Raw genomic sequence first — 26,457 nt, 5'->3', positions numbered from 1 at the left:
GTGCACATTTTGGTAATACTTTGGTATAGGCGTGGCTAAAAAACTTTACATCAAAACATTTGGCTGCCAGATGAACGAGTATGACTCGGACAAAATGGCAGACGTGCTTCATGATGCGCAGGGCATGGAAAAAACCGAAAATCCCGCTGATGCCGATGTAATTCTTTTCAACACCTGCTCGGTGCGGGAGAAGGCTCAGGAGAAGGTATTCCATGATCTGGGGCGCGTCAGACATCTTAAAACTTCCAACCCCGATCTGCTGATCGGCGTGGGCGGTTGCGTTGCCAGCCAGGAGGGCGCGGAGATTGTGAAACGCGCGCCGTACGTGGATCTGGTATTCGGTCCGCAAACCCTGCACCGGTTGCCTCAACTGATTTCCCAGCGTCAAGCGACAGGCCGCCCCCAGGTGGATATTTCGTTCCCCGAAATCGAAAAATTCGACCACCTGCCGCCAGCACGTACCGAAGGCGTCACCGCTTTTGTTTCCATTATGGAAGGGTGCAGCAAGTATTGCAGCTTTTGTGTCGTGCCTTATACGCGCGGCGAAGAAATCTCGCGCCCGCTGGATGATGTACTGACTGAAATTGCCGGATTGGCAAGCCAGGGCGTCAAGGAAGTCACGTTGCTCGGGCAGAATGTCAACGCGTATCGGGGTGTAATCGAATATGGGGGAGAAGGGGAAGAGAGGGAGATTGGCGACCTGGCGCTGCTGCTTGAGTTTATTCACGAGATTCCGGGTATCGAGCGCATCCGCTATACGACGTCTCATCCAAGGGAGTTTACCCCACGGCTGATCGAAGCTTACGAAACATTACCTAAACTGGTAAGTCATGTGCACTTGCCGGTTCAATCAGGATCCGACCGTATATTGGCAGCGATGAAGCGCGGTTATACAACGCTGGAATATAAATCCATCATCCGCCGGCTTCGCGCAGCGCGACCCGATATTTCACTTACTTCCGATTTCATCATCGGGTTTCCGGGCGAAACGGAGGCCGATTTCGAAGCTACCTTGAAGCTTGTTGAGAGGGTAAACTTCGACGGGTCCTTCAGCTTCATTTACAGTCCGCGTCCGGGCACGCCTGCGGCGGAACTGGCGGACACGACACCTCATCAAATCAAGCTTGAGCGGTTGCAACGCTTGCAGGAAAAGGTCGAGCAGCAGGCGCAAGCGATCAGTCGAAGCATGATCGGGACGACTCAACGTATTCTGGTGGAAGGTCAGTCTAAAAAAGATGCCAACGAGCTTTGTGGACGTACTGATAATAATCGCATGGTAAATTTCGCCGGCTACCCGGAAAAGATCGGCCATTTCATAAATGTAAAAATTACTGCGGCCCTATCACATTCATTGCGCGGGGAAATTGTAAAGGGCTGATATCAGGAAGTCTCTGAACAAATCCTTGCCGGGGCGACGTTTTACGGCGACCGTGCAGGACGGAGCAGTGTGTTCCGAAGGAAGCGGGGCGCACGGCGGGATGCAGGCGCACGCAAGTACGGTCGCGGCGCCCGGCGCTGCCCGATCCCCGCTTCGCGGAGCCCCTCGGCCGACGCTGGAACATTCGTGCAACTGCAGCAAAGCGACCGCCAAAACCGCGGTCGCGGCGCCCGGCGCTGCCCGATCCCCGCTTCGCGGGGCCCCTCGGCCGACGCTGGAACATTCGTGCAACTGCAGCAAAGCGACCGCCAAAACCGCGGTCGCGGCGCCCGGCGCTGCCCGATCCCCGCTTCGCGGGGCCCCTCGGCCGACGCTGGAACATTCGTGCAACTGCAGCAAAGCGACCGCCAAAACCGCGGTCGCGGCGCCCGGCGCTGCCCGATCCCCGCTTCGCGGGGCCCCTCGGCCGACGCTGGAACATTCGTGCAACTGCAGCAAAGCGACCGCCAAAACCGCGGTCGCGGCGCCCGGCGCTGCCCGATCCCCGCTTCGCGGGGCCCCTCGGCCGACGCTTTGGGCGCCCTTGCAAAGTACGTCTATCACTGCCAGAATTGAGACTTCACTATCGACTTACTGCGTCGCTTCACCGCGCCTTTGAAATCCAAACCCGTCGAAATTTCTTTTTCCCCAGCCGATAACCAGCGTCTTGCGAACCTGTGCGGCGCGCTGGACGAAAATCTCAGGCAGATTGAAACCGTACTGGATGTCGCCATCGCACGCCGGGGGGAGCATTTCAGTTTGCGCGGTAAATCAGCCCAGACTTTGCTTGCGGCAGAAGCATTGCAAAATTTTTACGATCAGGCACAGCATCATCTGAGCATTGAGCAAATTCAGCTGGGGCTGATCGAAGCGATGAATCCTCATCATTCGAAAAAGCATGCTGCTGCTGGCGGAGCGAAAGAAATAGTGGAGCCGGCGCTGCTTACCCGACGAAGCGATTTGCGGGGCCGGACACCACGCCAGGTTGAATATCTGCAACAAATCCAGACGCATGACATTACCTTTTCCATCGGCCCTGCGGGCACGGGAAAAACTTATCTTGCGGTGGCAAGCGCGGTGGATGCGCTGGAGCGTGATCTCGTCGCGCGCATTGTGCTGGTGCGTCCGGCGGTAGAAGCCGGAGAGCGTCTGGGCTTTCTGCCTGGCGACATGGTGCAGAAGGTGGACCCTTATTTGCGCCCCCTCTACGATGCACTTTACGATCTGATGGGATTTGATAAAACCAGCAAGCAGTTTGAGCGGAGCGCAATTGAAGTTGCGCCATTGGCTTTCATGCGCGGACGTACGTTGAACCAATCTTTTATCATCCTTGATGAAGCGCAAAACACCACTCCCGAACAGATGAAAATGTTCCTGACTCGCATCGGCTTTGGCTCCAAGGCTGTGGTGACCGGCGATATTACGCAGATTGATCTGGCGAAACATCAGAAAAGCGGTCTGGTAGAAGCAAAAAAAGTTCTGGAAAAGGTGCGTGGCATCGCTTTTGCAAATTTTGATGCAGAAGATGTGGTGCGGCATCCGCTGGTGCAAAGAATTGTCAATGCCTACGAAAAGTATGAAAAAAAAGAGTAGCGCTTCCGATTCGCCAGGAGGGGTTGCGTGCCAGGAAGTAAAGTCTACGAAATTGAAATTAACAGCGCAATACGCTACCGGCGCATCGGACGTACCCCCTCGCTCGGCATTTCGCACATGGATCAAGGCAGCATTGACGCAGGATGCGGAAATTGTGTTGCGCATCGTTGATGAAGCCGAGGGCCGCAGCCTCAACCGGGATTTTCGCGATCGAGATTACGCTACGAACGTGCTGACGTTTGTTTACGACGCTGTCGCACCCGATGCTCGATCTGGTCCACGATCTAATGGCGAGCGATTGTCTGGCGACATTGTGCTGTGCGCGCCCGTGATAGAAAATGAGGCGGGGCAGCAGCACAAAAGCCTGGCCGCGCATTATGCTCACCTCACGATACATGGCGTCCTGCATCTACAGGGCTACGACCATGAGAACGACGCGGACGCAGCGGTAATGGAGCAACTGGAGATTGAAATTCTCGGAAGGCTGGGATACAAAAATCCTTACCGGGAACATCAATGGACTACCGAAGAACACTGATCATGAAATTGCGCCGTTATCCGTTCTTTCCGCCTTCAACGAAGTTAAATTTAATTACACTGATGTCAACCACTTATGGATGACCCTCCCAAACCTGGCTGGCTCGAACGCGTCAAGGCGCTTCTCCTGCGCGAGCCGGGTGATCGCGAACAACTGACAGCATTATTGCATTCCGCCTTTGAGCACAATTTGTTCGATTCGGACGCTCTGAGCATGATCGAAGGCGTGATACAGGTATCCGAAATGCAGGCTCGCGACATCATGGTTCCTCGTTCGCAAATGAGCGTGATCGATATCAGCGAAACGCCGGATAAATTCATCCCATTGGTTATCGAAACTGCACACTCGCGCTTTCCTGTCATCGAAAATGATAGAAATAACGTGATCGGTATATTACTCGCAAAGGATTTACTGCGTTTTTATGCGGGAGAGGAAGAGTTTGATGTACGTGACATGCTGCGGCCAGTGGTATTTATCCCGGAATCCAAGCGGCTCAATGTATTACTCAAGGATTTTCGCACCAACCGCAACCACATAGCCATCGTGGTGGATGAGTACGGCGGCGTCGCCGGGTTGGTTACAATCGAAGACGTACTGGAGCAGATCGTCGGCGAGATTGAGGATGAGCACGATTTCGACGAGGCCGAGGATAACGTTGTGCAGGACGCGAACGGCCATTATCGCGTCAAGGCTATCACCGAAATTTCGGATTTTAACGAAAGGCTCGGCGCCGAATTAAGTGATGTGGATTACGACACGATCGGAGGCCTGGTACTGCACGAATTCGGACGGCTGCCCAAACGGGGCGAATCGGTAGTCGTTGGCGCTTTCAGGTTTACCGTGCTGCGCGCTGATAGCCGCAGATTGTATACACTGCTGGTTGAAAGAAATAGCGGCGGGATCGGGCAGTGAAACGGGGGCAAAGTTGGGAAAAAGCGGGATAACGTCGGGATGAGGTTGTGAACGATGTCAATGAAAGCCTAAACACAGCCTGCCAGGATTTGCCTGACGCGCCGGTGGTGGAGGTAGTGGTGGAAGTTCCCAGGGGAAGTTTTCTCAAGCGTGGATCCTCCGGCACAGTCGACTTTATCTCACCCCTGCCGTGTCCATTCAACTACGGCTCTGTGCCGGATTACCTAGGCCTTGACGGCGATCTCCTGGACGCGCTGGTACTCGGTCCGCGATTACCGCTGGGTGCGAGGATACAAATCAGGACATGGGGCGCGGTGACGATGACAGACGGCGGCCTGATAGACGACAAGCTTATATGTGCCGATTATTGTCCTGATGCATTGCAACGCCGGAAGGTACTGCAATTTTTCCAGTTCTATGCCAAGTGCAAGGGATTGCTGAATATGTGGCGAGGCCAGCCGGGACGAAACGCATGCGAAGGCTGGTGCGATGCCAGCCGGGCGCTGGCTCGCGCTCGGCCGCTTTATCGAAAGTTGCAGCGCGAGCCGCTCGACCTCTGACAGGCGCGGTTCTTGCGCAATCAGGCAGGAATTGCTGTTGAAACTCGCGCCGTATTCTTTTGCCAAGCCGCGGCAGGCATGTCAGAATTGCGCCCCTTGTCAATTTTTGCTGAAATAGCTTTCCCGGTCCATGCCTCTTCTCACTCTGGAAAAAGCCTCTCTCGCCTTTGGCCATCACACGCTGCTCGATCAAGTGGACTTGCAGCTTGATCCGGGTGAACGTATCGGGCTGATCGGCAGGAATGGCGGCGGAAAGTCAAGCTTACTGCGCATTCTTGCGGGCGAAACCAGGCCGGATGACGGCAGGATCTGGCGCGCCCCGGCGCTGAGGCTGGCGTATGTGCCGCAGGAGCCGGACCTGGACCCCGCCCTCACCGTATTTGAGGAAGTATCGAAGGGACTGGGCGCGATAAGCCAGGTGCTGCTCCATTATCACGAAACCTCTCACCTTTTGAGCGACGGCGTTGGTGATACGGATGCCCTCCTTTCGCGCCTGGAGGATTTGCAAGCCCAGCTGGAAGCTCAGGACGGCTGGCGAATCCAGGCTACGGTGGAAACCGCTATCGACAAGCTGGACCTTTCGGCAGATGCAATGGTAGGACAACTTTCGGGCGGACAAAAAAAACGGGTTGCACTGGCTCGCGCCCTGGTGTTATCACCTGATGTACTGCTACTGGATGAGCCGACCAATCATCTGGACTTTCTCTCTATTGAATGGCTGGAAGGGCTACTCAGGAATTTTGCCGGAAGCGTACTGTTTGTCACACATGACCGCCGCTTTCTGAGCAATGTCGCGACGCGGATTCTCGAACTTGATCGAGGCAATTTGACGAGCTTTCCCGGTGATTTTGCCGCGTACCAGCGAAAGAAAACGGAGATGCTGGAAATTGAGGCTGTCCACAATCAGAAGTTCGACAAGGTGCTGGCGCAGGAGGAGATATGGATACGCAAAGGAATTCAGGCGCGCCGCACTCGCAATGAAGGGCGTGTCCGGCGACTGGAAGCGCTACGGCTGGAGCGAGCAGCCCGGCGGGAGCGCTCGGGGGCGGTTAATCTCAACGTGGACGAAGGTGCAAAATCCGGACGGATGGTGGCTGAACTGGAGCATGTCAGCAAGAGTTATGGCGACAAGGTCATCATCGATGATTTCTCCTGCCGGATCATGCGCGGCGATCGCGTGGGATTACTGGGACCAAATGGCGCGGGGAAATCCACCCTGCTGAAGCTGATACTGGGCGAGCTGCAACCCGATGCCGGCAATATCCGGCTTGGAACCAAACTCGCGGCGGCATATTTCGACCAGATGCGCGAACAACTCGATGAGGAAGCAACGCTGATCGATACGATTAGCCAGGGCGCCGATTTTATCGACATTGGCGGGACAAGGAAGCATGTCATAAGCTACCTGGAAGATTTCCTGTTTTCGCCACAGCGAGCCCGTTCACCGGTAAAGTCACTTTCAGGCGGTGAGCGAAACCGGCTGTTGCTGGCACGCCTGTTTACCCGGCCTGCCAACGTGCTCGTCCTTGATGAGCCAACAAATGATCTGGATATCGAAACCCTGGAACTGCTGGAGGCATTGCTGCAAAACTATTCCGGTACGTTGTTTCTGGTGAGCCATGACCGTGAATTTCTCGACAATGTGGTAACTCAGGTTATTGCTTTTGAAGGCGGCGGCCTATTGAGGGAATATGTTGGGGGATATGAAGATTGGGTGCGGGCGAAGGATCATGCAAAAATACCGGCGAAGCAGCCGGCGCAAAAACCGCAACAGCCCGTGTCCAAGATACATGAATCAGCCGGTCGCGCTAAACTGAGTTACAAGGAAACCCGGGAACTTGACGAGTTGCCGGGAAAAATAGAGATTCTGGAAGGGGAACAGGCTGCGATTACTCGCCAGCTATGCTTGCCGGATATTTATCGTGATGATCCGGAAAAAACCAGAGTGTTGCAAGAACGTGCTGCTTTCATCGAAAGTGAACTCATGGATTATCTTGCGCGATGGGAGGAACTGGAAGCCAAAAGGTCGACATCGAGACAAAAAATCTAGAGATAAGTTCCTTATAACTTTGTGTTTTATTCATTGACCAAGAATGGCACATCGTTTAGAGTCGCTCTTTTTGAAAAAAGAGGGCACTAATAATGAAACCACCAGCAATAGGGAGTTTTTTATTTGCGTGCGGTATGCTTATGGCATTAGGCGGTACCGCTCATGCAGCCGGAGACCCGGCTGCAGGGAAGAAGAAAAATACAGCGTGCATCGGTTGTCACGGAATAGAAGGATATCGCACATCCTATCCAACGGTATATAACGTCCCAAGACTAGGCGGCCAGCATGCCGAATACCTGGTCAAAGCACTGCAGGCGTATAAAGACGGCAACCGGAATCATCCCACCATGAAAGCGATAGCCGATACGCTGACCCAACAGGATATGGAAGACCTTGCCGCCTATTATTCAGGCGCCAGCGGAAAATAATCACTCATTACCCAAGGAAAGGCTCATGAAAAATTTCGTTATTGCCGCAGCGAGCGGCGCATTGCTGCTCATTTCCGGCCCAGGGATGGCAGCCGATATAGACGCTGGCAAGAAAAAAGCAGCTGAGGTTTGTGCGGCGTGTCACGGCCCGGATGGCAATAGTCCCGCTCCCGCTTTCCCGAAACTGGGCGGGCAGCATGCAAGTTATCTGATGAAATCCCTCAACGAATATAAATCGGGCGTTCGAAAAGACCCAATCATGGCGGGTATGGCTGCCGCCTTGAGCAAGGAAGAAATCGAGAACGTGTCGGCATATTACGCCAGTCAGTCTGGTCTGAAAACCAAATATTGATCAGACGAGCGCATGGGAAAATTCCTTCCCGTCTGCTTGTTTAAAAACCTCTGAACAACTTTTCCCTGGACCGACCAATTGTGCCAAATGAGCTGAGAGAAACCGGGCTGATCACAAGGCATATGACGCAGGCTATGGTTGGCCCCACGATATCACCGGGCATGGGCACAACGGGTGCCCGGTTTCAGCACGCTGCAAATCCGCGCCCAGCATGTAGAAAACTTGTTCGGAGGTTCCTGAAGCGATAAAACAGGCCCTCGGGATGTCCCGTTGCGGGAGGTGTCGCGCCTCGTCAAGTACAATTAATTTCCCCGCTGGTCCAGACATTCAAAATAGACCGAAGCATCAAACGCCGACTGGTTGCGTTGGGCCTGCCAGATCATTTCTGCGAGGCATTCCATTACCTCATGCATGGCAGCATGCTCATCATGGGTTAACTTAAGTAGACGCTCGAATCGCTTGCGAATACCGAAGGGCTGGTCTATCGAAAGCTGCTCCTTGATGGCAATGTGCATACTCATGTGCAGAAAAGGATTGGTATTGCCCATTTCCGGTAAATAATCCTTGTCCTGATAGCGCTCCGGGTCGTCAAGCAGCGCATGGTATTCCGGATGAAGCAAAATGACTTCGAGCGCCATGTCTTCCATAGGCGAAAGCATTTCATGCTGCCGGTATTTTCGCCAGGTATCAAAGAAGAACTGGCGCGCCTGTTCTCTGGAGGGATTGAACATCAGGTTGTAATACTGCAGCGGTATTGTTTTCTTTCAGTTTTTTTTGTCAAAGATTCTTTTCCTCATACTCGCACAAGTCATTGATGATACATATGGCGCATTTCGGTTTTCTCGCTACGCATACATAGCGCCCATGCAAAATAAGCCAATGATGAGCATCATGGCGAAATTCCCTGGGTATGCACTTCAGAAGTTTCAGCTCTACCTCCAGCACCGTTTTTCCACGGGCAATTCCGGTACGATTTGCTACACGAAAAATGTGCGTGTCCACTGCCATGGTGGGCTGGCCGAACGCGGTATTCAATACCACATTGGCAGTCTTGCGTCCCACGCCGGGAAGTCTTTCCAGCTCTTCACGAGTCCCTGGTACCTTGCCGCCATGGTGCTCGATGAGCATGCTGCATGTCGCCAATATATTCTTTGCCTTGGTTTTGTATAACCCGATGCTCTTGATGATTTCCCGCAATCCAGCCTCCCCCAGCGCAAGAATTTTCTCCGGCGTGTTAGCCTTGGCGAACAGCTTGCGGGTCGCGAGATTCACGCCCTTGTCGGTGGCCTGGGCTGAAAGCACCACCGCCACCAGCAATTCAAACGGTGAACTGTACTCCAGCTCGGTGGTAGGGTGAGGATTAACCGACCTGAAGCGCGTAAAAATCTCTCGGCGTATGCTCGAATTCATGAATTGGGAACAGAAATGCCTGCCGATGGTTCTGCATCGTTGTTTTTCTTCGAAGCCTGAGCTTGAGCAGTCCTGGCACGCTCCAAGGCGGCTTGAACAGTTGCTTTTTTGAGATTGGCTGCCGCTGATGAACCGTTCCCAGGTGCCATTACTTCGGCTTTTTGGGCGAGTCTTTCCTGGCACTCCTGTTTTTCACGCTCAAGCCTTTCCAACCTGAACTGGTAACGCGAACGTGCGCGATCAGCGGCTGCTTTTTCGCGTTCGCATGCCAGGGCAGTATTCAGTCCACCAAGGGATTTATCCCCGATGGCAGGAGGCTGCAGGTTGGCTTGAACCATGCCGATACAGTCGACAGGGCATGGCGCCACGCATAGTTCGCAGCCGGTGCACTCCGCAGCAATCACGGTATGCATCTGCTTTGCAGCGCCTACGATAGCGTCCACCGGACAAGCCTGAATGCACAGGGTGCAGCCTATGCATAATTGTTCATTGATCAACGCCACTTCTTCAGGTTTAGAGATGCCATGAGCGGCATTCAGGGGCATTGGGCTCACCCCGAGCAATTCCGCTAATTTTCGGACACCCTTCTCTCCGCCAGGGGGGCATTGGTTGATCTCCGCGCGCCCCTCCACTATGGCCGTCGCGTATGGCCTGCAGCCAGGGAATCCGCATCGGCGGCATTGCGTTTGCGGCAGAATGGCGTCGATTTCCGCTACCAGTAAATTTTCTTTCATATTAAATCCGCGCGTCGGAATGCGGCGTATCCGCTACGCATAAAGCTTGCGCAATCTCGCGCACCAGATCGGGGCCGCGATAAATCAGACCGCTGTATACTTGTACCAGACTTGCTCCCGCCTCGATTTTTTCCTTCGCATCCGCCGCGCGCATTATGCCGCCGACGCCGATGATGGGCAGCGCTCCTTGCAGCATATCATGTAAGCGGCGGATGACGGCGGTGGCACGTTCTGTGAGCGGCGCTCCACTTAATCCGCCGGCTTCGCTCGCATGCGGCATTGTTTCTATTCCGGCCCGTGAGAGCGTTGTATTCGTGGCGATAACCCCGTCAACTCGATGTTTCATCAATAGCGATGCGATGGAGTCAATTTGTGGCGGTTCCAGATCAGGAGCGATTTTCACCACCAGGGGCGTATATTTCCCGTGTTCATCAGCCAGTTTTTGCTGGTTCAGTTTCAGCATGCGCAGCAGATAATCCAGTTCCTCCGCGTTTTGCAATTGACGAAGGTTAGGGGTATTGGGCGAAGAAATGTTGACAGCGACATAGCTGGCGTAGCGATAGGCCTTGTGCAGGCAAATCAGGTAGTCATCAATCGCTTTTTCGACCGGCGTGTCGAAGTTTTTGCCAATATTGATACCGAGTATACCGCTGTAATTCGCATGCTTGACGTTCGCGAGGAGATTATCTATGCCAAGGTTATTGAAGCCCATGCGGTTGACGATGGCATTTACCTGAGGAATACGGAACAGCCGCGGTTTCGGGTTCCCCGGCTGGGGACGAGGTGTGACCGTGCCAATTTCGATAAAGCCGAAGCCGAGCGCGGCAAGAGCCGAGATGTGCTCCCCATCCTTATCCAGCCCGGCAGCCATCCCGACAGGATTGGGAAAATCCAGACCCATGACATTGCGGGACTGGCAACGTATCGGACCGCTGCCAAGTATGCCAAGCCGGTGAGCTTTCTCGAGTCCATCGAATGTAATGCGATGAGCTGTTTCGGGGTCTAGACCGAATAACAACGGCCGAAGTAAGGAATAGAGCATGCACTCATTTTAACATTCGCAAATATAATGTTCTCTAATAGAGATCCGATACGGATAAATGAGGCAAAGGCTGGGCTGAGTAATTGGCAGGCAGATGAGCCAGCTATACAAGAACAGTCGACGCCCGAAGATGCCAAAGGCGCCCAATTATCAATAGACCGGACTTTATTTTTGACATAATGGTGTTTATATTGATAATTACCAACGATTTGTTGTCATCTTTATTTGACCGTTAGCGGGAGTATTCATGAAGCTGTCCAGCCATTTTCTGGTTTTGGTTCTCATGACATTTTGTGGTTTGACTCATGCCACGACCGAGTGGGACAGACTCAACGATGAATTGGAGTCACTTTATCGCCTGGGTGACTATAAAGGCGCGACGACGGTAGCAAAGCAAGCATTGCAGACAGCGGAACAATCGCTGGATGCGGACCATCCCGATATTGCTACCAGCCTGAATAGCCTTGCACTGCTGTATAACGCTCAGGGTAAATATGCGCACGCCGAACCGCTTCTCGAACGTGCGTTGGCCATTTTTGAGAAATCGCTTGGCGCGGAACAGCCCGAAGTGGCTGCCACGCTGAACAACCTCGCAATGCTGCACGGAAAACAAGGGGATTATGCGCGGGCGCAGCCTCTCTATGAGAAGGCCCTGGCAATTGATGAGAAAGCGCTGGGGCCGGATCATCCCAATGTTGCCGTTAGCCTGAATAATCTGGGGCAGCTATATCAAGTGCAGGAGCAGTATGCGCAGGCAGAACCGCTTTTTAAGCGCGCGTTGGCCATACTGGAAAAAACGCTCGGTCCCGACCATCCGAATGTGGCCATGAGCCTGAACAATCTTGCACTGCTTTACAATGCGCAAAAACAGTACGCGCAAGCTGAGCCGCTTTATAAGCGGGTATTCGCAATTTCGAAAAAGGCGCTGGGCCCGGATCATCCGAACGTGGCCTTGAGCTTGAATAATCTGGCGGGGTTATATAAAGACCAGGGCAAGTACCCGCATGCCGAGCCGCTCTTCCGGCGTGCGCTGGCGATTTCAGAAAAAGCGCTGGGTCGCAATCACCCGAACGTGGCAACCAGTCTCGAAAATCTGGCACAGCTTTACCGGGATATCGGCCATGCGGAAAAAGCGGAACCTTTGGAAAAACGTGCCTCCGCAATACGGATGGCGCAGCAACAGTCTGGAAGTTGAATCCGCGGCCGTCCCGAGGAATGATTGATCAGTAGACAAAACTACGGCTACGCAGGGTCCTTGATACCGGAAATCTCTACGTTGCTCAACGGCTCCCAGCGCCCATCAACCAGACACTGCAATGGCCTGAATCCGGCTTTATATGCCATTTTCTGGCTTTCCTTGATCCAGTAACCCAAATAAAGGTAGGGTAGTTTCAGCGCGCGGCATAGTTGCACTTGCCACAAGATATTGTAGGTGCCGAAGCTGGCCCCTGGCACATCCGGATCGAAAAAAGTATATACAGACGATATTCCGTCAGGCAGTTCATCAATAATGCTGATCATGCGCAACTGGCCATTATCGTGGAACTCGACAAGACTGGAATTGACATTGCTTGGCAGCAGGAAATGGCGGTATTGCTCCCGGCTGTCCCGATCCATGCCGCCGCCGCTATGGCGTTGCGCCTGATAGCGCAGATACAGCGCATAGTGATCCGGGTGATAATACAAATCATGTTGTGTCGCAACCAGGTTCTGATGACGCTTCCAGGAGCGGCGTTGAGCACGTCTGAGAATCAATTCATCGACCACGATCCGTACCGGCATGCAGGCACGGCAGTTGTCGCAGTAAGGACGGTAAGTGAATGCGCCGCTGCGCCGAAAACCGGCCTGCACCAGCTCGCCATAAATATCGGTATCGATCAGGTGGCTGGGCGTCGCCACCTGGGACCGCGCCAACTGCTCCGGCAAGTAGCTGCACGGATAAGACGCAGTAGTGTAGAACTGCAGCGCGGACGAAGGGAGGTCATTCAATTGGCTCATGATCGAAGCACCATTTTTCGACTCGTTCAGGGTAGTTTACCAATTCTTTCAATCTTTGACTAAATTCCTTGCGAGGAATTTCCCGCGCGCCGAAGGAAGCGAGATGAGCGGTTTTCATTTGACAGTCAATCATCCTGAATCCCCGGCGCTCCAGTTGTCTTACCAGGTGCACCAATGCGATTTTGGACGCGCCGGAAACGCGGGAAAACATCGACTCCCCAAAAAACATTTTTCCCTGAGCCACACCATATAGCCCGCCCATTAATTCCCCGTCTATCCACGTTTCGACGGAATGTGCCATGCCCATTTCATGCAGAGCAGCATAGGCTGAAACCATCTCTTCATGAATCCAGGTTCCGGCGCGTCCACTACGCGGCGCGGCGCACTCGTGCATGACCTGGTTGAAAGCGCTGTCGGTGCGAATTTCGTAATTGCCTTTCTTAAGCGCTTTTCTTAGTGATCGGGATATTTTAAGCTCGCCGGGAAACAGCACCATGCGTGGATCGGGACTCCACCATAGAATAGGCTCACCCTCATTGAACCAGGGAAAAATGCCGCAGCGGTAGGCTTGGATCAGCCGTTGCGGCGAGAGATCGCCACCGATGGCAAGCAGGCCATTAGGCTGAGCAAGTGCGGTGTGCAGCGGCGGGAAATGAGACTCAGGAGTAAGCCAGGAGATCATGCGAGAGGCAATGAGCTACATGCTCCAATATGACAACGGATAGCGGACGGACCAAGGCAACGGCAAGGGGCAACAACAATTGGGCAGCTACGATTGATAACGCGTTACATCGGCGACATTGGCTGACTCGAACCCCGCTCGACGTAATCGGCACGAATCACACACGCCGCAGGCCAGTCCTTCTTCATCGGCCTGGTAACAGGATACGGTCAAACTGTAATCAAGGCCCAGGGACACTCCCTGCTGTATGATCTGGGCTTTGGACAGCTTCATGAGCGGCGCGTGGATACTTACCCTGGCGCCTTCAATCGCAGCTTTGGTGGCAAGATTCGCCATCTGCTCAAATGCCGCAAGGTACTTCGGTCGACAATCGGGATAACCGGAGTAGTCCACCACATTTGCTCCAATAAAAATATCGCGACTCTCAAGAACTTCGGCCCAGGCCAGCGCTAAGGACAGCATGATTGTATTCCGCGCCGGGACGTAGGTCACAGGAATGCCTGCTTCAGTTCCTTCGGTAGGTAGGGCGCTGGATTTATCGGTCAGAGCCGATCCGCCGAAGAGGGACAGGTCAACTTTAATGACCTTGTGATCCCAAGCTCCAAGTGAATGGGCCAATTTTTCCGCAGCTGCGAGTTCCGATCCATGACGCTGGCCGTAATCGATGCTCAAGGCATAACACTCGTATTCTCTGCTGCGGGCAATGGCAAGCGTCGTGGCGGAATCCAAACCGCCGGATAACAGCACTACTGCCTTTGCCATAAAACCTGTGGAAAAAAATTCATGGCGCCTTCCTGCATGCTTTCATCGTCCTGGCCCTTCACCCCATAATAATTTGTGTAGCTGAACCTGCACTCTCACCGGTAAACGATCCCGCAATACCCAGGCAGCCAGCGCTGCAGGATCAAGCCGATCATATACGGGTGAAAATAAAACCGGACAGACGAGATCCAACTGATGCTTACGCATCGCTTCAACCGCCCATTGATAGTCGATTTCATCGCATAGCACAAACTTCACTTCATCATGGGGTGTGAGATAGGGGAGATTGGACCAGCGGTTTTTTTCCGCTTCGCCCGAGCCGGGCGTCTTGATATCCAGAATCTTTGAAACCCTTTCATCTACCATTGATACATCCAGCGCACCGCTGGTTTCGAGCGATACCGAGTAGCCTGCGTCGCATAATAGCCTGAGCAATGTGAGGCACTCTTTCTGCGCCAGAGGCTCGCCTCCGGTTACGGTGACATAGCGAGCAGCATAGCTGGCGACCTCCACGAGAATGTCGGAAATCGGGAGACGCTTGCCGCCATAGAAAGCATACTCTGTGTCACAATAGCCGCAGCGTAAAGGGCAACCGGTGAGGCGCACAAATACCGTCGGTAATCCTACGCGGCTGGTTTCTCCCTGCAGGGATAAGAAAATTTCGTTGACGCGCAAATTCCCGGCTTCGGAAGACTGCATAGCCCTGGATTGGGATGGAGATAAGGTTTGAACCATATCCTGCATGAGTAAGCCAACTGCGGAGAATGAGCGGCCGCTATAAACCAGGCTACTTCAGGTTGACCAACCGCTGTTTCGCTTTTTCAGCCGCCTCGCTGCCAGGGTATTTGGCAACAAGGGTTTGCAAGGTTTTCCTGGCATCAGTCTTTCTACTCATTTCCTGCTGGCTGCTCGCAATGTTGAGCATCGCATCAGGAGCCTTGGCGCTGTCCGGAAACGTTTTGATCAGTTTTTCCTGTGCGTTGACTGCACTCTTGAAATCACGCAACGCGTAATGAGAGTTACCGATCCAGTACTGGGCACTGGGTGCAAGATTTGACGCAGGATAATTCTTGATAAACTTTTCAAACCGGGAAATAGCATCTTTATACCTTGCCCCCTTGAACAGATCATACGCTGCCTCATAGGCGCGGCCCTCGGCACCATCGCCTGACATCGCGCCGGTGTTCGGAGCAGGCCTGCCGGCGGCAGGCATACTCGGGGCAGACATACCTGGCGCGGGTGGAACCACAACGGCCGCTGCAGATGCAACCTCCACATCCGGTTCAGGCCGGTCGTCAGAACCGGATGCCTGGGATGCCGCAGATTCAGGCGTTGCTGATTCAGAGGCGATCGGACCAGATGCGGCAGCCCCGGAGGTGACGGGTTCATCAGGTTGCTCTATCCGCCTCAGCCGGTTATCCAGATCAATGTAAAAATCCTTCTGCCGCTTCTGCGTCAACTCATTCTCATTGACCAGTACTTCAATCTGACCCTGCAGCTTGTTCAGGTCGAGTCTCAGGGCTTCGATCTGGCTATGGAGCTCCAGCAGAGGTTGATTGTTAAGCACTTCTTCGAGCTTTACAACGCGCCCTTCCAGGATTTGGCCCTGATCTCGCACGTCCCTGATCACCGCCTGCTGCTCCGCAATCTTTCTGCGCGCCTCCTCGTCGTCGAACACACCCGCGTAACCTGGATTACAGCAGATGAGGAACAACAGCCAAAAAGCGCGCAATTGCACGATTACTCGCCCTGATAGCGGATATCCGCGCGGCGGTTCTCGGCCCACGAAGCTTCATCATGACCTGTCGCCCGCGGCTTCTCTTCACCCAGACTGACGGACTCGACCTGCGATTCCTTGGCGCCCGATAATGTCATCACGTACTTGACCGCGTCCGCGCGACGTTGGCCCAGCGCAAGGTTATATTCCCGGCTGCCGCGCTCATCCGTGTTGCCCTGCACAAGGGCTCTGGCGCTGCTATTGTCGCGCAGATACTGACCATGAGCCACTACGAGGGATCTGTATTCATCCTTTACCACATAACTGTCGAAATCAAAATAAACGCTGCGTCTGGAAAGAATGTTATTTGGGTCCGTAAGCGGGTTGAGTGTCGGAGAGGCTTCCATGTCTCTGGCGCCTTCCATTGTCTGCGGCGCGACGCCCCTGGACCTGTCTTCCACGTCGGCGGAGGGCTGCGGAGTCTGGCTTGCGCACGCCGACAACAAACTTATCAATAACACTCCGATAACTTTTTTCATCTTCATTTCCTTTATGGTTTACTAAAAATACAAACTACTATTATTGCCTTGGCAAAGGACCCCATGCCGGCTCTCTTACATCACCAGCTTGCGTTGAAAGCTGTTGTCTTGTTTTGCCATCGCTCGATACGGCCGATAATATACCACGACCCCTTACTTCAGTTGCATAAAGGATGATCTTGCCGTTCGGAGCAAAGCTGGGGGATTCATCAAATTGCGAATCGGTAAGTAATTGCACCTGACGGGTCGCCAGATTCTGTATCGCTACATTAAAGCGATCGCCATTGCGATGAATGAAGATGAAGCTTCTGCCGTCTGAACTGTAATCCGGACTGACGTTATAACTGCCCTCGAACGTGAGGCGCTCTGCCGTTCCCGAGGCGCGGGCCGTTGTCGGCATGCGGTAGATTTGAGGGCTGCCGCCACGATCGGAAGTAAAAATGATCGACTGGCCATCGGGTGAAAAACTGGGTTCTGTATCGATGCCAGAACTTTTGCTGAGCCGTTGCAATCCACTGCCATCCGCATTGATCAGAAAGATCTGTGAACCCCCCATCAGAGACAGCACGACTGCGAGCTTTTTCCCATCCGGAGACCAGGCCGGCGCGCTATTGCTTCCCCTGAAATTGGCCACCGCCTTGCGCGCGCGCGTTGCAAGCGTCTGTACGTACACTACCGGCTTTTTGTTCTCGAAGGAAACATATGCCAGTTGCTTGCCGTCGGGTGACCAGGTGGGCGATATAATCGGCTCCGTGTATTCAATCACGGGCTGGGCATTGAATCCGTCTGCATCCGCGACTTGAAGGGAGTATTTTTTTCCCTGTTTGACGACGTAGGCGATGCGTGTGCTGAAGACGCCCCGATCGCCGGTCAATTTTTCATAAACCAAATCAGCTATCCGGTGGGCGGCGGCGCGCAATTGTTCTGCGGGAACGGTCTCCGTATAAACCGCCAGCTCCGCCTGTTTCGCTACATCCAGCAGCCGGACCCGCACTGCGACTTGTCCTCCCGGCAGTGCCGTAGTGCTGCCGATAACCAGCGCGCCGGCTCCCCGGTTAATCCAATCCGGATAAACCACTTCGATGGGCTCATGCGGCCTGAGACCAGCCGGGTCAACCAACCTGAACAATCCGCTACGCTGCAGATCGGCGGACACCACCGGTGTGAGACTTTGGGTTAGCCTTTCTTCGGCGGCGAAGGGGACTATCGCGATGGGAATCTGCGTCGCGCCACCGCCAAAAATTTCGATATTCAGCGCTGCGTGCAGCGGCACGCTGGCCAGCCACAGGAGCAGGACGACAGCAAAGCCGTAAAATCTGCGCAAGCGAATCTGCATGGGCAGCATAAGGATGACCCTCAATGAATTCGCAAAGTCATGAATTATACCAGTCATTCGCGGTAATGCACCTTGACGCTCAAATTGCGGAATTTCGAAAAAAGGGCGGGGTCCGGCGGCAGCGGGAGCGGTTTGGCCAGGAAAATGCCGCGCTCCACCGCACTATCGAAAGCCGGGATTCCGCTGCTTGCGCGCAGCCTCACATCGAGGATATCCCCGCCGGGAAGCAGCGTGACATCGAATTCCACCACCGGGTTGCCGGGCAGATCGGGTGGCATCACAATATTCCGCCTGATTTTGGCAAGAATCTTTGCCTTGTATTCGGCTATCTCGTTTGCCACGCGGGATTGCGCCGCGGCTTGCGCTGCCTGCGCCTGAAGCCTTTCATTCGCTTTCTGCTGCTCTCGTTCGAGCTGTTCCACTTCCGCCGCAATCCTGGCTTTCTGCTCCTTCTCCCTCCGCTCTTTTTCCTTCTGTTCTTTCTCTTTCTGCTCTTTTTCCTTTTGCGCCTTTTCCTTCTGTTCCTTTTCTTTTTTCTCCTTCTCTTTTTTCTCCTTCTCTTTCTTTTCTTTCTCCAATTGTTTTTTTTCGACCGGTTTAGGTTTCTCTATTTTTTCCTTGAGAGCAATATCCGGCTCCGCCGGGGGTGGGGGCGGAGGCGGCGGCGCTTCCACCTCGGGCGGCAGCGGCTTTGCTTCCCTGGGTTGCTCAATCGGCTCGGGGATTGGTGGTGGCGGCGGCGGTGCTTTAGCGACCGGCTGAGTTGGCAGGGGAGGTGGGGGCAGACTGCTCCATACATCCACCATCATGGCTTCAGGCGGCGCGGTTTTCCAATTGAGCCCAAAAATCATGAAAGCAATAAAAATGATATGGACCAATACAGCAAACACGCCTGCCCGTACCCGGCCCGGCTCAAGATGCGCAGAATCTCGCATTGCCATATCGCTCATCAAATGTTCGGTCTTGCCAGGAGCCCCACTTTCTTCACCTGTTGCTGTTGCAGAATATCCATCACCTTTATCACTTCTTCATAGCGCACGCTTTTATCCCCGGCAATCACCACTGGCTGCTCAGTGTTCAGCGCCTGTTTCTGTTTGATCGCCTCTACAAGTTCTTCGCGGCTGATTTTCTGTTCGCCTCCCGCCCCGGAACGATCATGCAAACTCAGGCTGCCGTCGGCCTTGATAATCACTTCCAGCGGTGCGACCGGGGGCGTCAGGGATTTGCCGATCTGCGGCAATTCGATCTCGCCGGGCGTAATGAGCGGCGCCGTGATCATGAAAATCACCAGCAGCACGAGCATTACGTCGATATACGGCACGACGTTTATCTCGTTCATCAGGCGGCGTCTGGCCCGGCGCTCAGACACAGCGGCTATTCCCCGAAATTATCTTCACCCGTTCACCTGCCGTTGAAGGACATTGGATAATTCTTCCATGAAGCTCTCAAAGCGGGTCGATAGCCTGTCCATGTTATTTGCATATCGGTTATAAGCGATGACCGCGGGAATTGCGGCGAATAATCCCATCGCCGTAGCTATTAACGCCTCTGCAATGCCAGGCGCCACATGCGCAATGGTGGCCTGGGTGACGTTGGATAGACCCCGAAAGGAATTCATGATTCCCCACACAGTACCGAACAGGCCAACATATGGACTCACCGATCCCACGGTAGCCAGAAACGCAAGATGCGATTCCAGGTTGTCCATTTCACGCTGATACGTGGCGCGCATTGCCCGGCGGGTACCATCCATTACGGCAGCGATGTCCATTCCCGGTTGGCGCTTGTGTTTGACGAACTCGCGAAAACCTGCCTCGAAGATTCGTTCCATACTGCCCGCCGTATGCCGTGAGGCGGAGGCGCTTTGGAAAAGCGCATTGAGATCGGGCCCTTTCCAGAAAACATTCTCGAACTCATCGCTCTGCCTTATCGCCTCCCGGATGACGAACAGCTTGCGAAAAATGTACCACCAGGATAGAAATGAGGTCAGCAGCAGCAAGGCCATCACCAATTGCACCGGCAAACTGGCGCTACCGATGAGATGGAAAAGAGACATATCCTGGGTAACGGCCGGGCTCATGACAGCTTTCCCAGTTTGTGGCGCAACGGCGTCGGTACACTCACCGGCTTGAGGCTATCCGCCCCAACGCAGACCACCTGGACTGTGGCGCTGACAAGCGTAGCCGCGCCACGCAGCACATGCTGCGAAATTGCCATGCGGCTTCTACCCAACTCCGCAGCCTGCGCAGTGACATGCAGAAAATCATCCAGCAACGCTGGTTTGAAGTATTCGATACTGAGCGAGCGAACCATGAAAATCACCTTGTGTACCTGAATCAATGAATGAATATCGAAGCCCATCTCCCGCAACCATTCGTAGCGGGCGCGCTCCATGTAATCGAGATAAGTGGAATGATAAACCACACCACCCGCATCGGTATCCTGGTAGTAGACCCGAACGGGCAATAAAAAAGGAGCATTGACTGAATTAACGGGAAATTTATCGGCTTCTGTTGTTTTCATATATTTAATTTGCGCCAGGCCAAGCAATGAATAACCCCGCCTTGTTAAATAGCACAGGTTTCTATCGTATGAGGTTTTTCAACGGCAAGGCGACAGTATGAGCACTGTTGGTCGAGCGGTAGAACGAATTACCGACATGGGTTGCCCTGACCCGCATCGGTATGGCTACAAGTCATCCCCCCACAATCCGCCGCTCAATCCGTTCTTTGGCAGCGCGAGGCCAAAATGCTGATAGGCAATGGAGGTGGCCATGCGGCCGCGCGGCGTGCGCTTCATGTAGCCTTGCTGGATCAGGTAGGGCTCCAGCACATCTTCGATGGTGCCTCGCTCTTCGCTGATCGCGGCGGCGAGATTGTCGACACCTACCGGGCCGCCACCGAATTTTTCCATGACGGCAAGGAGCAATTTTCTGTCCATCACATCGAGGCCGATAATATCCACGTCCAGCATGATCAACGCTGCATCCGCCACCGGCCGGGTAATGCAGCCGTCGGCCTTGACTTCCGCGAAATCGCGCACCCGCCGCAGCAGGCGATTGACGATGCGCGGCGTACCGCGAGAGCGGCGGGCAATTTCTGTCGCTCCATCAGTAGAGATTTCCGCATTCAGCAAGGCCGCAGAGCGCGTCACGATTTTGGTCAGCTCTTCCACCGAATAGAATTCGAGACGGGAAATGATGCCGAAACGATCGCGGAGAGGATTGGTCAGCATACCCGCTCGGGTGGTGGCGCCCACGAGAGTGAAGGGCGGCAAATCGAGCTTGACCGAGCGGGCTGCGGGGCCTTCGCCGATCATGATGTCAAGCTGGTAATCCTCCAGCGCGGGGTAAAGTATTTCCTCCACTATCGGTGAAAGACGGTGGATTTCGTCTATGAACAGCACGTCGTTGGGTTCGAGATTGGTCAACAGTGCGGCCAGATCGCCCGGACGCTCAAGCACGGGACCGGAAGTCTGGCGCAGATTCACGCCCATCTCCCGCGCAATAATATGTGCAAGGGTAGTTTTGCCCAATCCGGGCGGACCGAACAGCAGCACATGGTCGAGCGCTTCCCCGCGCCTTCTTGCCGCCTCGATGAATATCTGCAACTGTCCCCGGATTTTTTCCTGGCCGACGTACTCGCCCAGATGCTTCGGGCGCAGCGCCCGCTCCAGGTCCTCTTCCTTGAGGGATACTGGGGCAGAGGTAATTAATCGATCGGTTTCAATCATTCTCAGTCTTCAAAGCACATCCGGGTTACGGTGCACCTGCGGAATTGCGTAGCGTTGGTAAATGGTGAAACCGGGGCGGGAACTGGCTCCGCCTGCTTAGAAGCGAACGCTACTTTTCTTTTGACAAGAGTTTCAATGCCTGCCGTATGCCGTCGGAAACGGGAAAATCTGCGGATAACTGGCGGATTGCCCAATTGGCTTCCCGGTCATTATACCCTAGAGACAATAGGGCATTAAGCACGTCACCCCCGCTTGCCGACGTACGCCCGATTCCCGTAGTAGTGTCTATTGCCCCGGTCATGCCCAAATCCAGCTTATCGCGCAATTCCAGCAGTAAACGTTCGGCAGTTTTTTTGCCGATACCGGGGATCTTGATTAGCCGCCCGCTGTCCTGTGTCGCGATCGCGTGATGCAAATCGGATACGCTCAAGCCAGACAGCAAGGCCAGAGCGGTTCGCGCGCCGACGCCGGAAATTTTCACGAGCTGGCGGAAGGCTTGCCGCTCCGGTTCGGTGCCAAAACCGAAAAGCAGGTGCACGTCTTCGCGCACGACAAGGTGAGTATGGAGCGTGATTTGCGAACCGACGCCGGGCAGGTTGTAGAACGTGCTCATCGGCACATCGATCTCATAGCCGACGCCCTGTACATCGACCAGCACCAGCGGTGGCAATTTTTCCAGCAGCAGTCCGGTTATTCGGCCGATCATACGAGACGTCCCCGTTTCATGCGGTATCCCGCTGTCGAAACTCCGCCCAGTCCCAGCCCGCCATGCGCATGGCAAATGGCGCACGCGAGAGCGTCCGCCGCGTCCGCGCCGGGGCTTCCGTCAAGCTGCAACAACCGCTTCACCATTTCCTGAACCTGCTCTTTTTTCGCGTGACCTTTGCCGACCACCGCCTGCTTGATCTGTAGCGCCGTATATTCGGCAACCACGAGATTGTTCAGTACCGCCGTGCAAATCGCCGCGCCGCGCGCCTGTCCAAGCATCAGTGTGGACTTTGGATTGATATTGACGAACACCTGCTCCACCGCGACCTGATCGGGCCGATGTTCCGCAATGACTTCGTTGAGATGATCCATGATGGACTTCAGGCGCGACGGCAGTTCGCCATCCAGTGTTTTGATACAACCGCTGCCAACGTACACCAGCCTGCCGCCAGTCTTATTGATGACCCCGAAACCGGTAATACGCAAGCCGGGGTCTATGCCAAGGATACGGATTTTTTTACCTTTCCTGAGGATAAAAAACGATTTAGTCGATCACTGCGGTCGTGTAGACTTCTTGTACGTCGTCTATATTTTCCAGCGCATCCAGCAGTTTCTGCATTCTTGCCGAATCATCGCCGGCCAGCTCGGTTTCATTGACCGGCTTCATCGTGACTTCGGCTAGCTCTGCCTTGAATCCGGCTTTGTCCAGCGCATCCCTGACCGCGACAAATTCATACGGAGCGGTAATGACTTCCAGACTGCCGTCATCATTGCTCACAATATCCTCCGCACCGGCTTCCAGCGCCGTCTCCATCAGCTTGTCTTCATCGGTGCCGGGAGCAAAAAGCAGTTGTCCGCAATGCTTGAACAGGAACGCGACCGAGCCGTCAGTGCCGAGATTGCCGCCGTACTTGGTAAAAGCATGGCGCACATCCGCGACGGTACGCACGCGGTTGTCGGTCATGCAATCGACCAATACGGCCGCGCCGGCGATGCCATAGCCTTCGTAACGTATTTCTTCATAATTCACGCCCTCAAGATCGCCGCTGCCACGCTTGATCGCTCGCTCGATGTTGTCCTTGGGCATGTTCTGCTCGTACGCCTTGTCGACAGCCAGACGCAACCGTGGATTGCTGTTGGGATCACCCCCGCCAAGCCTTGCGGCGACGGTAATTTCCTTGATGAGCCGGGTGAAAATCTTTCCACGCCGGGCGTCCTGGGCGGCTTTCTTGTGTTTGATATTAGCCCACTTGCTGTGACCAGCCATATGCGTATGCCCTATTTCCCTGTGTTGAAGTGGTGCAATGTTATCATCCCGCATCCTGGGGATAAAGCGAGGCAGGCATGGACTCGACGGAAACGGCACGGCCGGCGCGGGGGAAGTGAAGCGCAGGCGTCATACCGGCCATCGATAAGGCGTGATGTCCAGTGGCTGAGGCTTGTTCAGGATCATATTGGATATAAGTTGCGCGCTGGCCGGCGCCATGGTGACGCCGTAACGATAATGGCCGCTGTTGAGATAAAGATTGGGGATTTCGGGGTGGCGATCGATAACGGGAATATTCTCAGGCGAACCTGGACGCAACCCGCCCCATTGGCGGGCGAGAATTTCTTCACTCAATGCAGGCACCAGCGAATGGGCCCTGGATAACAACGCTTTCCGCGCTTGAGCAGTCGTACGATTTTCGAAACCGGTTTCTTCCAGGGTGCTGCCGGCAAGGATATGTCCGTCTCGACGAGGTATCAGATAAAAATTATCCTGTTCCTGTAGCACCATCGCCTGGAGTAGACCAAGCTGTGCCTTGAACAGGAGAATCTGCCCCTGGACTGGCCGGATATCGAGCTTTAGCGCATGTTCGCCAAGAACCTGGCGGCTCCATGCACCGGCGGTAACGATGTAACTGGCTGCGGTGTATTCCTCACCCCGGCTCGTACTAATAGATTGGACCTGCCCGCGCGCAATCTTCCAGCTTGCGACTTCGGCATTTTCAACTATTGCACCCCCGGAATGCTCCACAGCCTTCGCGAGCGACCGTAGCAAGCGGGGATTGCGCACCTGGCAAATGTCCGGCAACCATAGCGCCGCTTCGTCCCGTGCAAGTGCAGGCGCAATTTCGTGTGAGCGAACCCTTTTCAAAGGGAACGCGTGGCGCGCGCACCACGCTTCCGCTACGCGGTCGAGTCCATCTTCGACCTTTTCCCACGGTTCCGCGTGCTGCCTGGCAGAAGAATGCGACAGTACCAGCATGCCGCTGGCCTGATACTCCGGATCGATGCCGGTTTCATCCCGCAGCGTTTCGATAAATTGCGGAAAAAGCCTGTTGCTCAACTGGGTCAGTTGCGTTACCGGCTCGGAATAGTCCCATGGCAACAGCGGTGACAGTATGCCCGCGCCCGCCCAGGAGGCTTCCTGGCCGCAGTAATTGCGCTCCAGCAGGGTAACAGTCGCACCGAGCCGCAACAATTGGTGCGCCGTGGCAAGCCCGGCAATTCCGCCTCCAATGATGATAACGTCGCTGCTCAACAATCAGTCTCCCGCATGGAGGCAGTTTAAAGCAAATATTGCGGCGAAACTGGATCGGCAGAGTAATTGCGACAACAGGCAAGCGTCGTCCAAAAAACTTTATATCGGAGGGGCGAGCCGGTATAATGCACGTCCCTTGGATATCATTGGGTCGTTAGCTCAGCCGGTAGAGCAGCGGACTTTTAATCCGTTGGTCGCGAGTTCGAATCTCGCACGGCCTACCAGTATTCAACAAGTCAAGAGCGAAAGCTTGTCTTTCGACTATGGTCTCTATCCCTCGCTTGCGAAAGTCCCGTTATATCGGCGCGTTTTCTGGAAAACATGGCGAGCAATAATGGACTGGTCAGGGCGACCGAAAGCATAGTCGGCACGGGTATTCAGGCACTAAATTTCTGTTGCTGCCCACTTCACGCTAATCAATTTCTAATAAAAGCCTGAAGCCGACAAGCGGATAGCGGGTTTCCTGAGTGTTCCAGTTGCGATATGACGACCGCGCGTAGAGTGACCATGTGTGCCAGGAACCGCCCCGACGAACGCGCACGATTCCTGACGTGGGGCCAGGGGGATCATCACGTGGCGACTTCGCGTAGTAATTCTCGTCATACCAATCTGAACACCACTCCCAGACATTGCCGTGCATGTCATAGAGGCCCAGCCTGTTTGGCGTATAGCTGCCCACTGGCGCCGTGAACGCAAAACCGTCATGGCCTGCGATTGAATAGGCAGTCCATTGGGGCCAATTTACCCGCGCATCAGCATCGAACGTGTTTGCTATCTTTAGCAATGACCGAGGATCATTGCTGCTGTGGTATCGGGTTTGCGTCCCAGCGCGTGCAGCGTATTCCCACTCCGCCTCGGTGGGCAGGCGATATCTTCTACCTTCCTTATCGCTGAGCCATCTGCTCATTGCCACTGCATCATTCCAGGTAACATTTACTACTGGATGGTGTCCCTCCTGTTTAAAGCCCGGGTTGCGCCAGGAGTATTTTGGATCTCGCCCCTCGAAGGCGTCCCCTAGCTCCGATTTCTCCGCTACGTAACGCGCGTTGTAGCCATAGCCGCCTGTGCCGTCAGCCACCGACTCCGGTGTATAGCCCGAAGCCTTCAGGAATTGCATGAATTGATCGACTGTCACCTCGTACTGCTGCAGATAAAATGGCCGGGTAATACGGACGTTATGTACTGGCGCTTCGTCCCGAAGCGCCAGAAAACGCGATAGCTCGTATTGCGGGTACGCAATGGCAAGGGTTTCAGCCGGCTCTTCACTTCCCATTTCGAAATCGCCTGCCGGAACCAGGGCAAGTTTCATCCCAATTGAGTTCTCGATCACTTTTGGAGATTTTCTTGCTGGCACGGCCGAGCATCCAGATGAGATCATCAACAAGGCTAAAAATAAAAGTGGCGCCCGTGCTTGCATGTTAAA

The 26,457-nt window shown here is 54.4% G+C and carries 30 protein-coding genes and 1 tRNA gene; 10 read left to right on the top strand and 21 right to left on the bottom strand.

What is annotated here, in order from left to right; all coding sequences use genetic code 11:
* Positions 1 to 31: 31 nt before the first annotated feature.
* The 8 genes from miaB to BMX66_RS13910 all read left to right on the top strand — a co-directional run bounded on the left by miaB (position 32) and on the right by BMX66_RS13910 (position 7,850).
* Entirely contained in the window at positions 32 to 1,378 is a 1,347-nt protein-coding gene (gene miaB / locus BMX66_RS13950; RefSeq protein ID WP_090883236.1) for a tRNA (N6-isopentenyl adenosine(37)-C2)-methylthiotransferase MiaB, read from the top strand.
* Positions 1,379 to 2,032: 654 nt separating this feature from the next.
* Entirely contained in the window at positions 2,033 to 3,010 is a 978-nt protein-coding gene (locus BMX66_RS13940) for a PhoH family protein (protein ID WP_090883232.1), read from the top strand.
* The gene (ybeY, locus tag BMX66_RS13935) at positions 2,994 to 3,548 is read left to right on the top strand and encodes an rRNA maturation RNase YbeY (protein ID WP_090883230.1); all 555 of its coding nucleotides are present in this window, start codon (positions 2,994 to 2,996) and stop codon (positions 3,546 to 3,548) included. Before BMX66_RS13940 ends, ybeY begins: the two co-directional genes overlap by 17 nt.
* A gap of 75 nt (positions 3,549 to 3,623) precedes the next feature.
* The gene (locus tag BMX66_RS13930; protein WP_090883228.1) at positions 3,624 to 4,460 is read left to right on the top strand and encodes an HlyC/CorC family transporter; all 837 of its coding nucleotides are present in this window, start codon (positions 3,624 to 3,626) and stop codon (positions 4,458 to 4,460) included.
* A 47-nt stretch (positions 4,461 to 4,507) separates the two neighbouring features.
* A complete protein-coding gene (locus BMX66_RS13925; protein WP_090883227.1) occupies positions 4,508 to 5,020 on the top strand; it encodes an inorganic diphosphatase in 513 nt (170 codons plus the stop codon).
* Positions 5,021 to 5,150: 130 nt separating this feature from the next.
* A complete protein-coding gene (locus tag BMX66_RS13920; RefSeq protein WP_090883225.1) occupies positions 5,151 to 7,070 on the top strand; it encodes an ATP-binding cassette domain-containing protein in 1,920 nt (639 codons plus the stop codon).
* A gap of 134 nt (positions 7,071 to 7,204) precedes the next feature.
* Complete coding sequence (locus tag BMX66_RS13915; RefSeq protein WP_255398969.1) at positions 7,205 to 7,498, top strand: c-type cytochrome; 294 nt, start codon at positions 7,205 to 7,207, stop codon at positions 7,496 to 7,498.
* A 25-nt stretch (positions 7,499 to 7,523) separates the two neighbouring features.
* Complete coding sequence (locus BMX66_RS13910) at positions 7,524 to 7,850, top strand: c-type cytochrome (protein WP_090883220.1); 327 nt, start codon at positions 7,524 to 7,526, stop codon at positions 7,848 to 7,850.
* A 302-nt stretch (positions 7,851 to 8,152) separates the two neighbouring features.
* Here BMX66_RS13910 and BMX66_RS13905 read toward each other — a convergent pair whose 3' ends face one another.
* Genes BMX66_RS13905 through BMX66_RS13890 form a run of 4 tightly spaced genes read right to left on the bottom strand, consistent with a single transcriptional unit; the run spans position 8,153 to position 11,036 of the window.
* On the bottom strand, positions 8,153 to 8,581 hold the full coding sequence (locus BMX66_RS13905) for a DUF1841 family protein (protein ID WP_090883218.1): 429 nt from the start codon (positions 8,579 to 8,581) through the stop codon (positions 8,153 to 8,155).
* A gap of 46 nt (positions 8,582 to 8,627) precedes the next feature.
* Entirely contained in the window at positions 8,628 to 9,260 is a 633-nt protein-coding gene (nth, locus tag BMX66_RS13900; RefSeq protein WP_090883216.1) for an endonuclease III, read from the bottom strand.
* On the bottom strand, positions 9,257 to 9,994 hold the full coding sequence (gene rsxB, locus BMX66_RS13895; RefSeq protein WP_090883214.1) for an electron transport complex subunit RsxB: 738 nt from the start codon (positions 9,992 to 9,994) through the stop codon (positions 9,257 to 9,259). The genes nth and rsxB overlap by 4 nt, the downstream gene beginning before the upstream one ends.
* Position 9,995: 1 nt before the next feature.
* Complete coding sequence (locus tag BMX66_RS13890) at positions 9,996 to 11,036, bottom strand: quinone-dependent dihydroorotate dehydrogenase (RefSeq protein ID WP_090883212.1); 1,041 nt, start codon at positions 11,034 to 11,036, stop codon at positions 9,996 to 9,998.
* Positions 11,037 to 11,283: 247 nt separating this feature from the next.
* Here BMX66_RS13890 and BMX66_RS13885 point away from each other — a divergent pair, with 247 nt between their 5' ends.
* The gene (locus tag BMX66_RS13885; RefSeq protein ID WP_090883210.1) at positions 11,284 to 12,231 is read left to right on the top strand and encodes a tetratricopeptide repeat protein; all 948 of its coding nucleotides are present in this window, start codon (positions 11,284 to 11,286) and stop codon (positions 12,229 to 12,231) included.
* Positions 12,232 to 12,278: 47 nt separating this feature from the next.
* Here the strand turns inward: BMX66_RS13885 and BMX66_RS13880 are convergent, their stop codons facing one another.
* From BMX66_RS13880 to thiO, 16 genes are all read right to left on the bottom strand, one after another.
* Positions 12,279 to 13,034 carry an arginyltransferase gene (locus tag BMX66_RS13880; protein WP_090883208.1) on the bottom strand — a complete coding sequence of 252 codons (756 nt, stop codon included), beginning with the start codon at positions 13,032 to 13,034 and terminating at the stop codon, positions 12,279 to 12,281.
* On the bottom strand, positions 13,018 to 13,716 hold the full coding sequence (gene aat / locus BMX66_RS13875; RefSeq protein WP_090883206.1) for a leucyl/phenylalanyl-tRNA--protein transferase: 699 nt from the start codon (positions 13,714 to 13,716) through the stop codon (positions 13,018 to 13,020). The genes BMX66_RS13880 and aat overlap by 17 nt, the downstream gene beginning before the upstream one ends.
* Before the next feature lie 87 nt (positions 13,717 to 13,803).
* Entirely contained in the window at positions 13,804 to 14,478 is a 675-nt protein-coding gene (gene queC / locus BMX66_RS13870) for a 7-cyano-7-deazaguanine synthase QueC (protein WP_090883204.1), read from the bottom strand.
* 42 nt (positions 14,479 to 14,520) lie between these two features.
* The gene (gene queE, locus BMX66_RS13865) at positions 14,521 to 15,213 is read right to left on the bottom strand and encodes a 7-carboxy-7-deazaguanine synthase QueE (RefSeq protein ID WP_177168798.1); all 693 of its coding nucleotides are present in this window, start codon (positions 15,211 to 15,213) and stop codon (positions 14,521 to 14,523) included.
* Between the two features lie 52 nt (positions 15,214 to 15,265).
* A complete protein-coding gene (gene ybgF / locus BMX66_RS13860) occupies positions 15,266 to 16,264 on the bottom strand; it encodes a tol-pal system protein YbgF (RefSeq protein WP_255398968.1) in 999 nt (332 codons plus the stop codon).
* Complete coding sequence (gene pal, locus BMX66_RS13855) at positions 16,219 to 16,734, bottom strand: peptidoglycan-associated lipoprotein Pal (RefSeq protein WP_090883198.1); 516 nt, start codon at positions 16,732 to 16,734, stop codon at positions 16,219 to 16,221. Before pal ends, ybgF begins: the two co-directional genes overlap by 46 nt.
* A gap of 40 nt (positions 16,735 to 16,774) precedes the next feature.
* A complete protein-coding gene (tolB, locus tag BMX66_RS13850) occupies positions 16,775 to 18,070 on the bottom strand; it encodes a Tol-Pal system beta propeller repeat protein TolB (RefSeq protein ID WP_090883319.1) in 1,296 nt (431 codons plus the stop codon).
* Between the two features lie 53 nt (positions 18,071 to 18,123).
* On the bottom strand, positions 18,124 to 19,020 hold the full coding sequence (locus tag BMX66_RS13845) for an energy transducer TonB (RefSeq protein ID WP_369826995.1): 897 nt from the start codon (positions 19,018 to 19,020) through the stop codon (positions 18,124 to 18,126).
* Entirely contained in the window at positions 19,020 to 19,439 is a 420-nt protein-coding gene (tolR, locus tag BMX66_RS13840) for a protein TolR (RefSeq protein WP_235001260.1), read from the bottom strand. Before tolR ends, BMX66_RS13845 begins: the two co-directional genes overlap by 1 nt.
* A gap of 24 nt (positions 19,440 to 19,463) precedes the next feature.
* The gene (gene tolQ / locus BMX66_RS13835; protein WP_090883196.1) at positions 19,464 to 20,150 is read right to left on the bottom strand and encodes a protein TolQ; all 687 of its coding nucleotides are present in this window, start codon (positions 20,148 to 20,150) and stop codon (positions 19,464 to 19,466) included.
* Positions 20,147 to 20,593 (bottom strand): tol-pal system-associated acyl-CoA thioesterase, encoded by a 447-nt coding sequence (gene ybgC / locus BMX66_RS13830; protein ID WP_090883194.1) that lies wholly within the window; start codon positions 20,591 to 20,593, stop codon positions 20,147 to 20,149. The genes tolQ and ybgC overlap by 4 nt, the downstream gene beginning before the upstream one ends.
* Positions 20,594 to 20,758: 165 nt before the next feature.
* A complete protein-coding gene (gene ruvB, locus BMX66_RS13825) occupies positions 20,759 to 21,802 on the bottom strand; it encodes a Holliday junction branch migration DNA helicase RuvB (RefSeq protein WP_090883192.1) in 1,044 nt (347 codons plus the stop codon).
* A gap of 109 nt (positions 21,803 to 21,911) precedes the next feature.
* A complete protein-coding gene (gene ruvA, locus BMX66_RS13820; RefSeq protein ID WP_090883190.1) occupies positions 21,912 to 22,508 on the bottom strand; it encodes a Holliday junction branch migration protein RuvA in 597 nt (198 codons plus the stop codon).
* Positions 22,505 to 23,023 carry a crossover junction endodeoxyribonuclease RuvC gene (ruvC, locus tag BMX66_RS13815; protein ID WP_090883188.1) on the bottom strand — a complete coding sequence of 173 codons (519 nt, stop codon included), beginning with the start codon at positions 23,021 to 23,023 and terminating at the stop codon, positions 22,505 to 22,507. The genes ruvA and ruvC overlap by 4 nt, the downstream gene beginning before the upstream one ends.
* A 31-nt stretch (positions 23,024 to 23,054) precedes the next feature.
* Positions 23,055 to 23,777 carry a YebC/PmpR family DNA-binding transcriptional regulator gene (locus tag BMX66_RS13810; protein ID WP_090883186.1) on the bottom strand — a complete coding sequence of 241 codons (723 nt, stop codon included), beginning with the start codon at positions 23,775 to 23,777 and terminating at the stop codon, positions 23,055 to 23,057.
* Between the two features lie 129 nt (positions 23,778 to 23,906).
* Entirely contained in the window at positions 23,907 to 25,034 is a 1,128-nt protein-coding gene (thiO, locus tag BMX66_RS13805) for a glycine oxidase ThiO (protein ID WP_090883313.1), read from the bottom strand.
* A gap of 148 nt (positions 25,035 to 25,182) precedes the next feature.
* Between thiO and BMX66_RS13800 the strand changes: the two genes are divergently transcribed.
* Positions 25,183 to 25,258: transfer RNA gene (locus BMX66_RS13800), tRNA-Lys, on the top strand.
* Positions 25,259 to 25,446: 188 nt separating this feature from the next.
* Here the strand turns inward: BMX66_RS13800 and BMX66_RS13795 are convergent.
* Entirely contained in the window at positions 25,447 to 26,388 is a 942-nt protein-coding gene (locus BMX66_RS13795) for a formylglycine-generating enzyme family protein (RefSeq protein WP_255398967.1), read from the bottom strand.
* Positions 26,389 to 26,457 lie beyond the last annotated feature (69 nt).

Origin of the sequence: Nitrosovibrio sp. Nv6 (assembly GCF_900110495.1) — a bacterium.
Lineage (GTDB): Bacteria > Pseudomonadota > Gammaproteobacteria > Burkholderiales > Nitrosomonadaceae > Nitrosospira.
This window is presented reverse-complemented; position numbering and strand designations above follow the sequence as displayed.

Excerpts from the sequence above, each read along its gene's own strand:
- BMX66_RS13910 (WP_090883220.1), top strand. The coding sequence starts at position 7,524 with ATGAAAAATTTCGTTATTGCCGCAGCGAGCGGCGCATTGCTGCTCATT.
- tolQ (WP_090883196.1), bottom strand. The coding sequence starts at position 20,150 with ATGAGCCCGGCCGTTACCCAGGATATGTCTCTTTTCCATCTCATCGGT.
- BMX66_RS13810 (WP_090883186.1), bottom strand. The coding sequence starts at position 23,777 with ATGGCTGGTCACAGCAAGTGGGCTAATATCAAACACAAGAAAGCCGCC.
- BMX66_RS13920 (WP_090883225.1), top strand. The coding sequence starts at position 5,151 with ATGCCTCTTCTCACTCTGGAAAAAGCCTCTCTCGCCTTTGGCCATCAC.
- pal (WP_090883198.1), bottom strand. The coding sequence starts at position 16,734 with ATGAAAAAAGTTATCGGAGTGTTATTGATAAGTTTGTTGTCGGCGTGC.
- BMX66_RS13845 (WP_369826995.1), bottom strand. The coding sequence starts at position 19,020 with ATGAGCGATATGGCAATGCGAGATTCTGCGCATCTTGAGCCGGGCCGG.
- rsxB (WP_090883214.1), bottom strand. The coding sequence starts at position 9,994 with ATGAAAGAAAATTTACTGGTAGCGGAAATCGACGCCATTCTGCCGCAA.
- nth (WP_090883216.1), bottom strand. The coding sequence starts at position 9,260 with ATGAATTCGAGCATACGCCGAGAGATTTTTACGCGCTTCAGGTCGGTT.
- tolB (WP_090883319.1), bottom strand. The coding sequence starts at position 18,070 with ATGCAGATTCGCTTGCGCAGATTTTACGGCTTTGCTGTCGTCCTGCTC.
- ybgC (WP_090883194.1), bottom strand. The coding sequence starts at position 20,593 with ATGAAAACAACAGAAGCCGATAAATTTCCCGTTAATTCAGTCAATGCT.
- queC (WP_090883204.1), bottom strand. The coding sequence starts at position 14,478 with ATGGCAAAGGCAGTAGTGCTGTTATCCGGCGGTTTGGATTCCGCCACG.
- ruvB (WP_090883192.1), bottom strand. The coding sequence starts at position 21,802 with ATGATTGAAACCGATCGATTAATTACCTCTGCCCCAGTATCCCTCAAG.
- BMX66_RS13885 (WP_090883210.1), top strand. The coding sequence starts at position 11,284 with ATGAAGCTGTCCAGCCATTTTCTGGTTTTGGTTCTCATGACATTTTGT.
- queE (WP_177168798.1), bottom strand. The coding sequence starts at position 15,213 with ATGGTTCAAACCTTATCTCCATCCCAATCCAGGGCTATGCAGTCTTCC.
- BMX66_RS13890 (WP_090883212.1), bottom strand. The coding sequence starts at position 11,036 with ATGCTCTATTCCTTACTTCGGCCGTTGTTATTCGGTCTAGACCCCGAA.
- ybeY (WP_090883230.1), top strand. The coding sequence starts at position 2,994 with ATGAAAAAAAAGAGTAGCGCTTCCGATTCGCCAGGAGGGGTTGCGTGC.
- BMX66_RS13880 (WP_090883208.1), bottom strand. The coding sequence starts at position 13,034 with ATGAGCCAATTGAATGACCTCCCTTCGTCCGCGCTGCAGTTCTACACT.
- BMX66_RS13905 (WP_090883218.1), bottom strand. The coding sequence starts at position 8,581 with ATGTTCAATCCCTCCAGAGAACAGGCGCGCCAGTTCTTCTTTGATACC.
- BMX66_RS13930 (WP_090883228.1), top strand. The coding sequence starts at position 3,624 with ATGGATGACCCTCCCAAACCTGGCTGGCTCGAACGCGTCAAGGCGCTT.
- ruvA (WP_090883190.1), bottom strand. The coding sequence starts at position 22,508 with ATGATCGGCCGAATAACCGGACTGCTGCTGGAAAAATTGCCACCGCTG.
- BMX66_RS13915 (WP_255398969.1), top strand. The coding sequence starts at position 7,205 with ATGCTTATGGCATTAGGCGGTACCGCTCATGCAGCCGGAGACCCGGCT.
- aat (WP_090883206.1), bottom strand. The coding sequence starts at position 13,716 with ATGATCTCCTGGCTTACTCCTGAGTCTCATTTCCCGCCGCTGCACACC.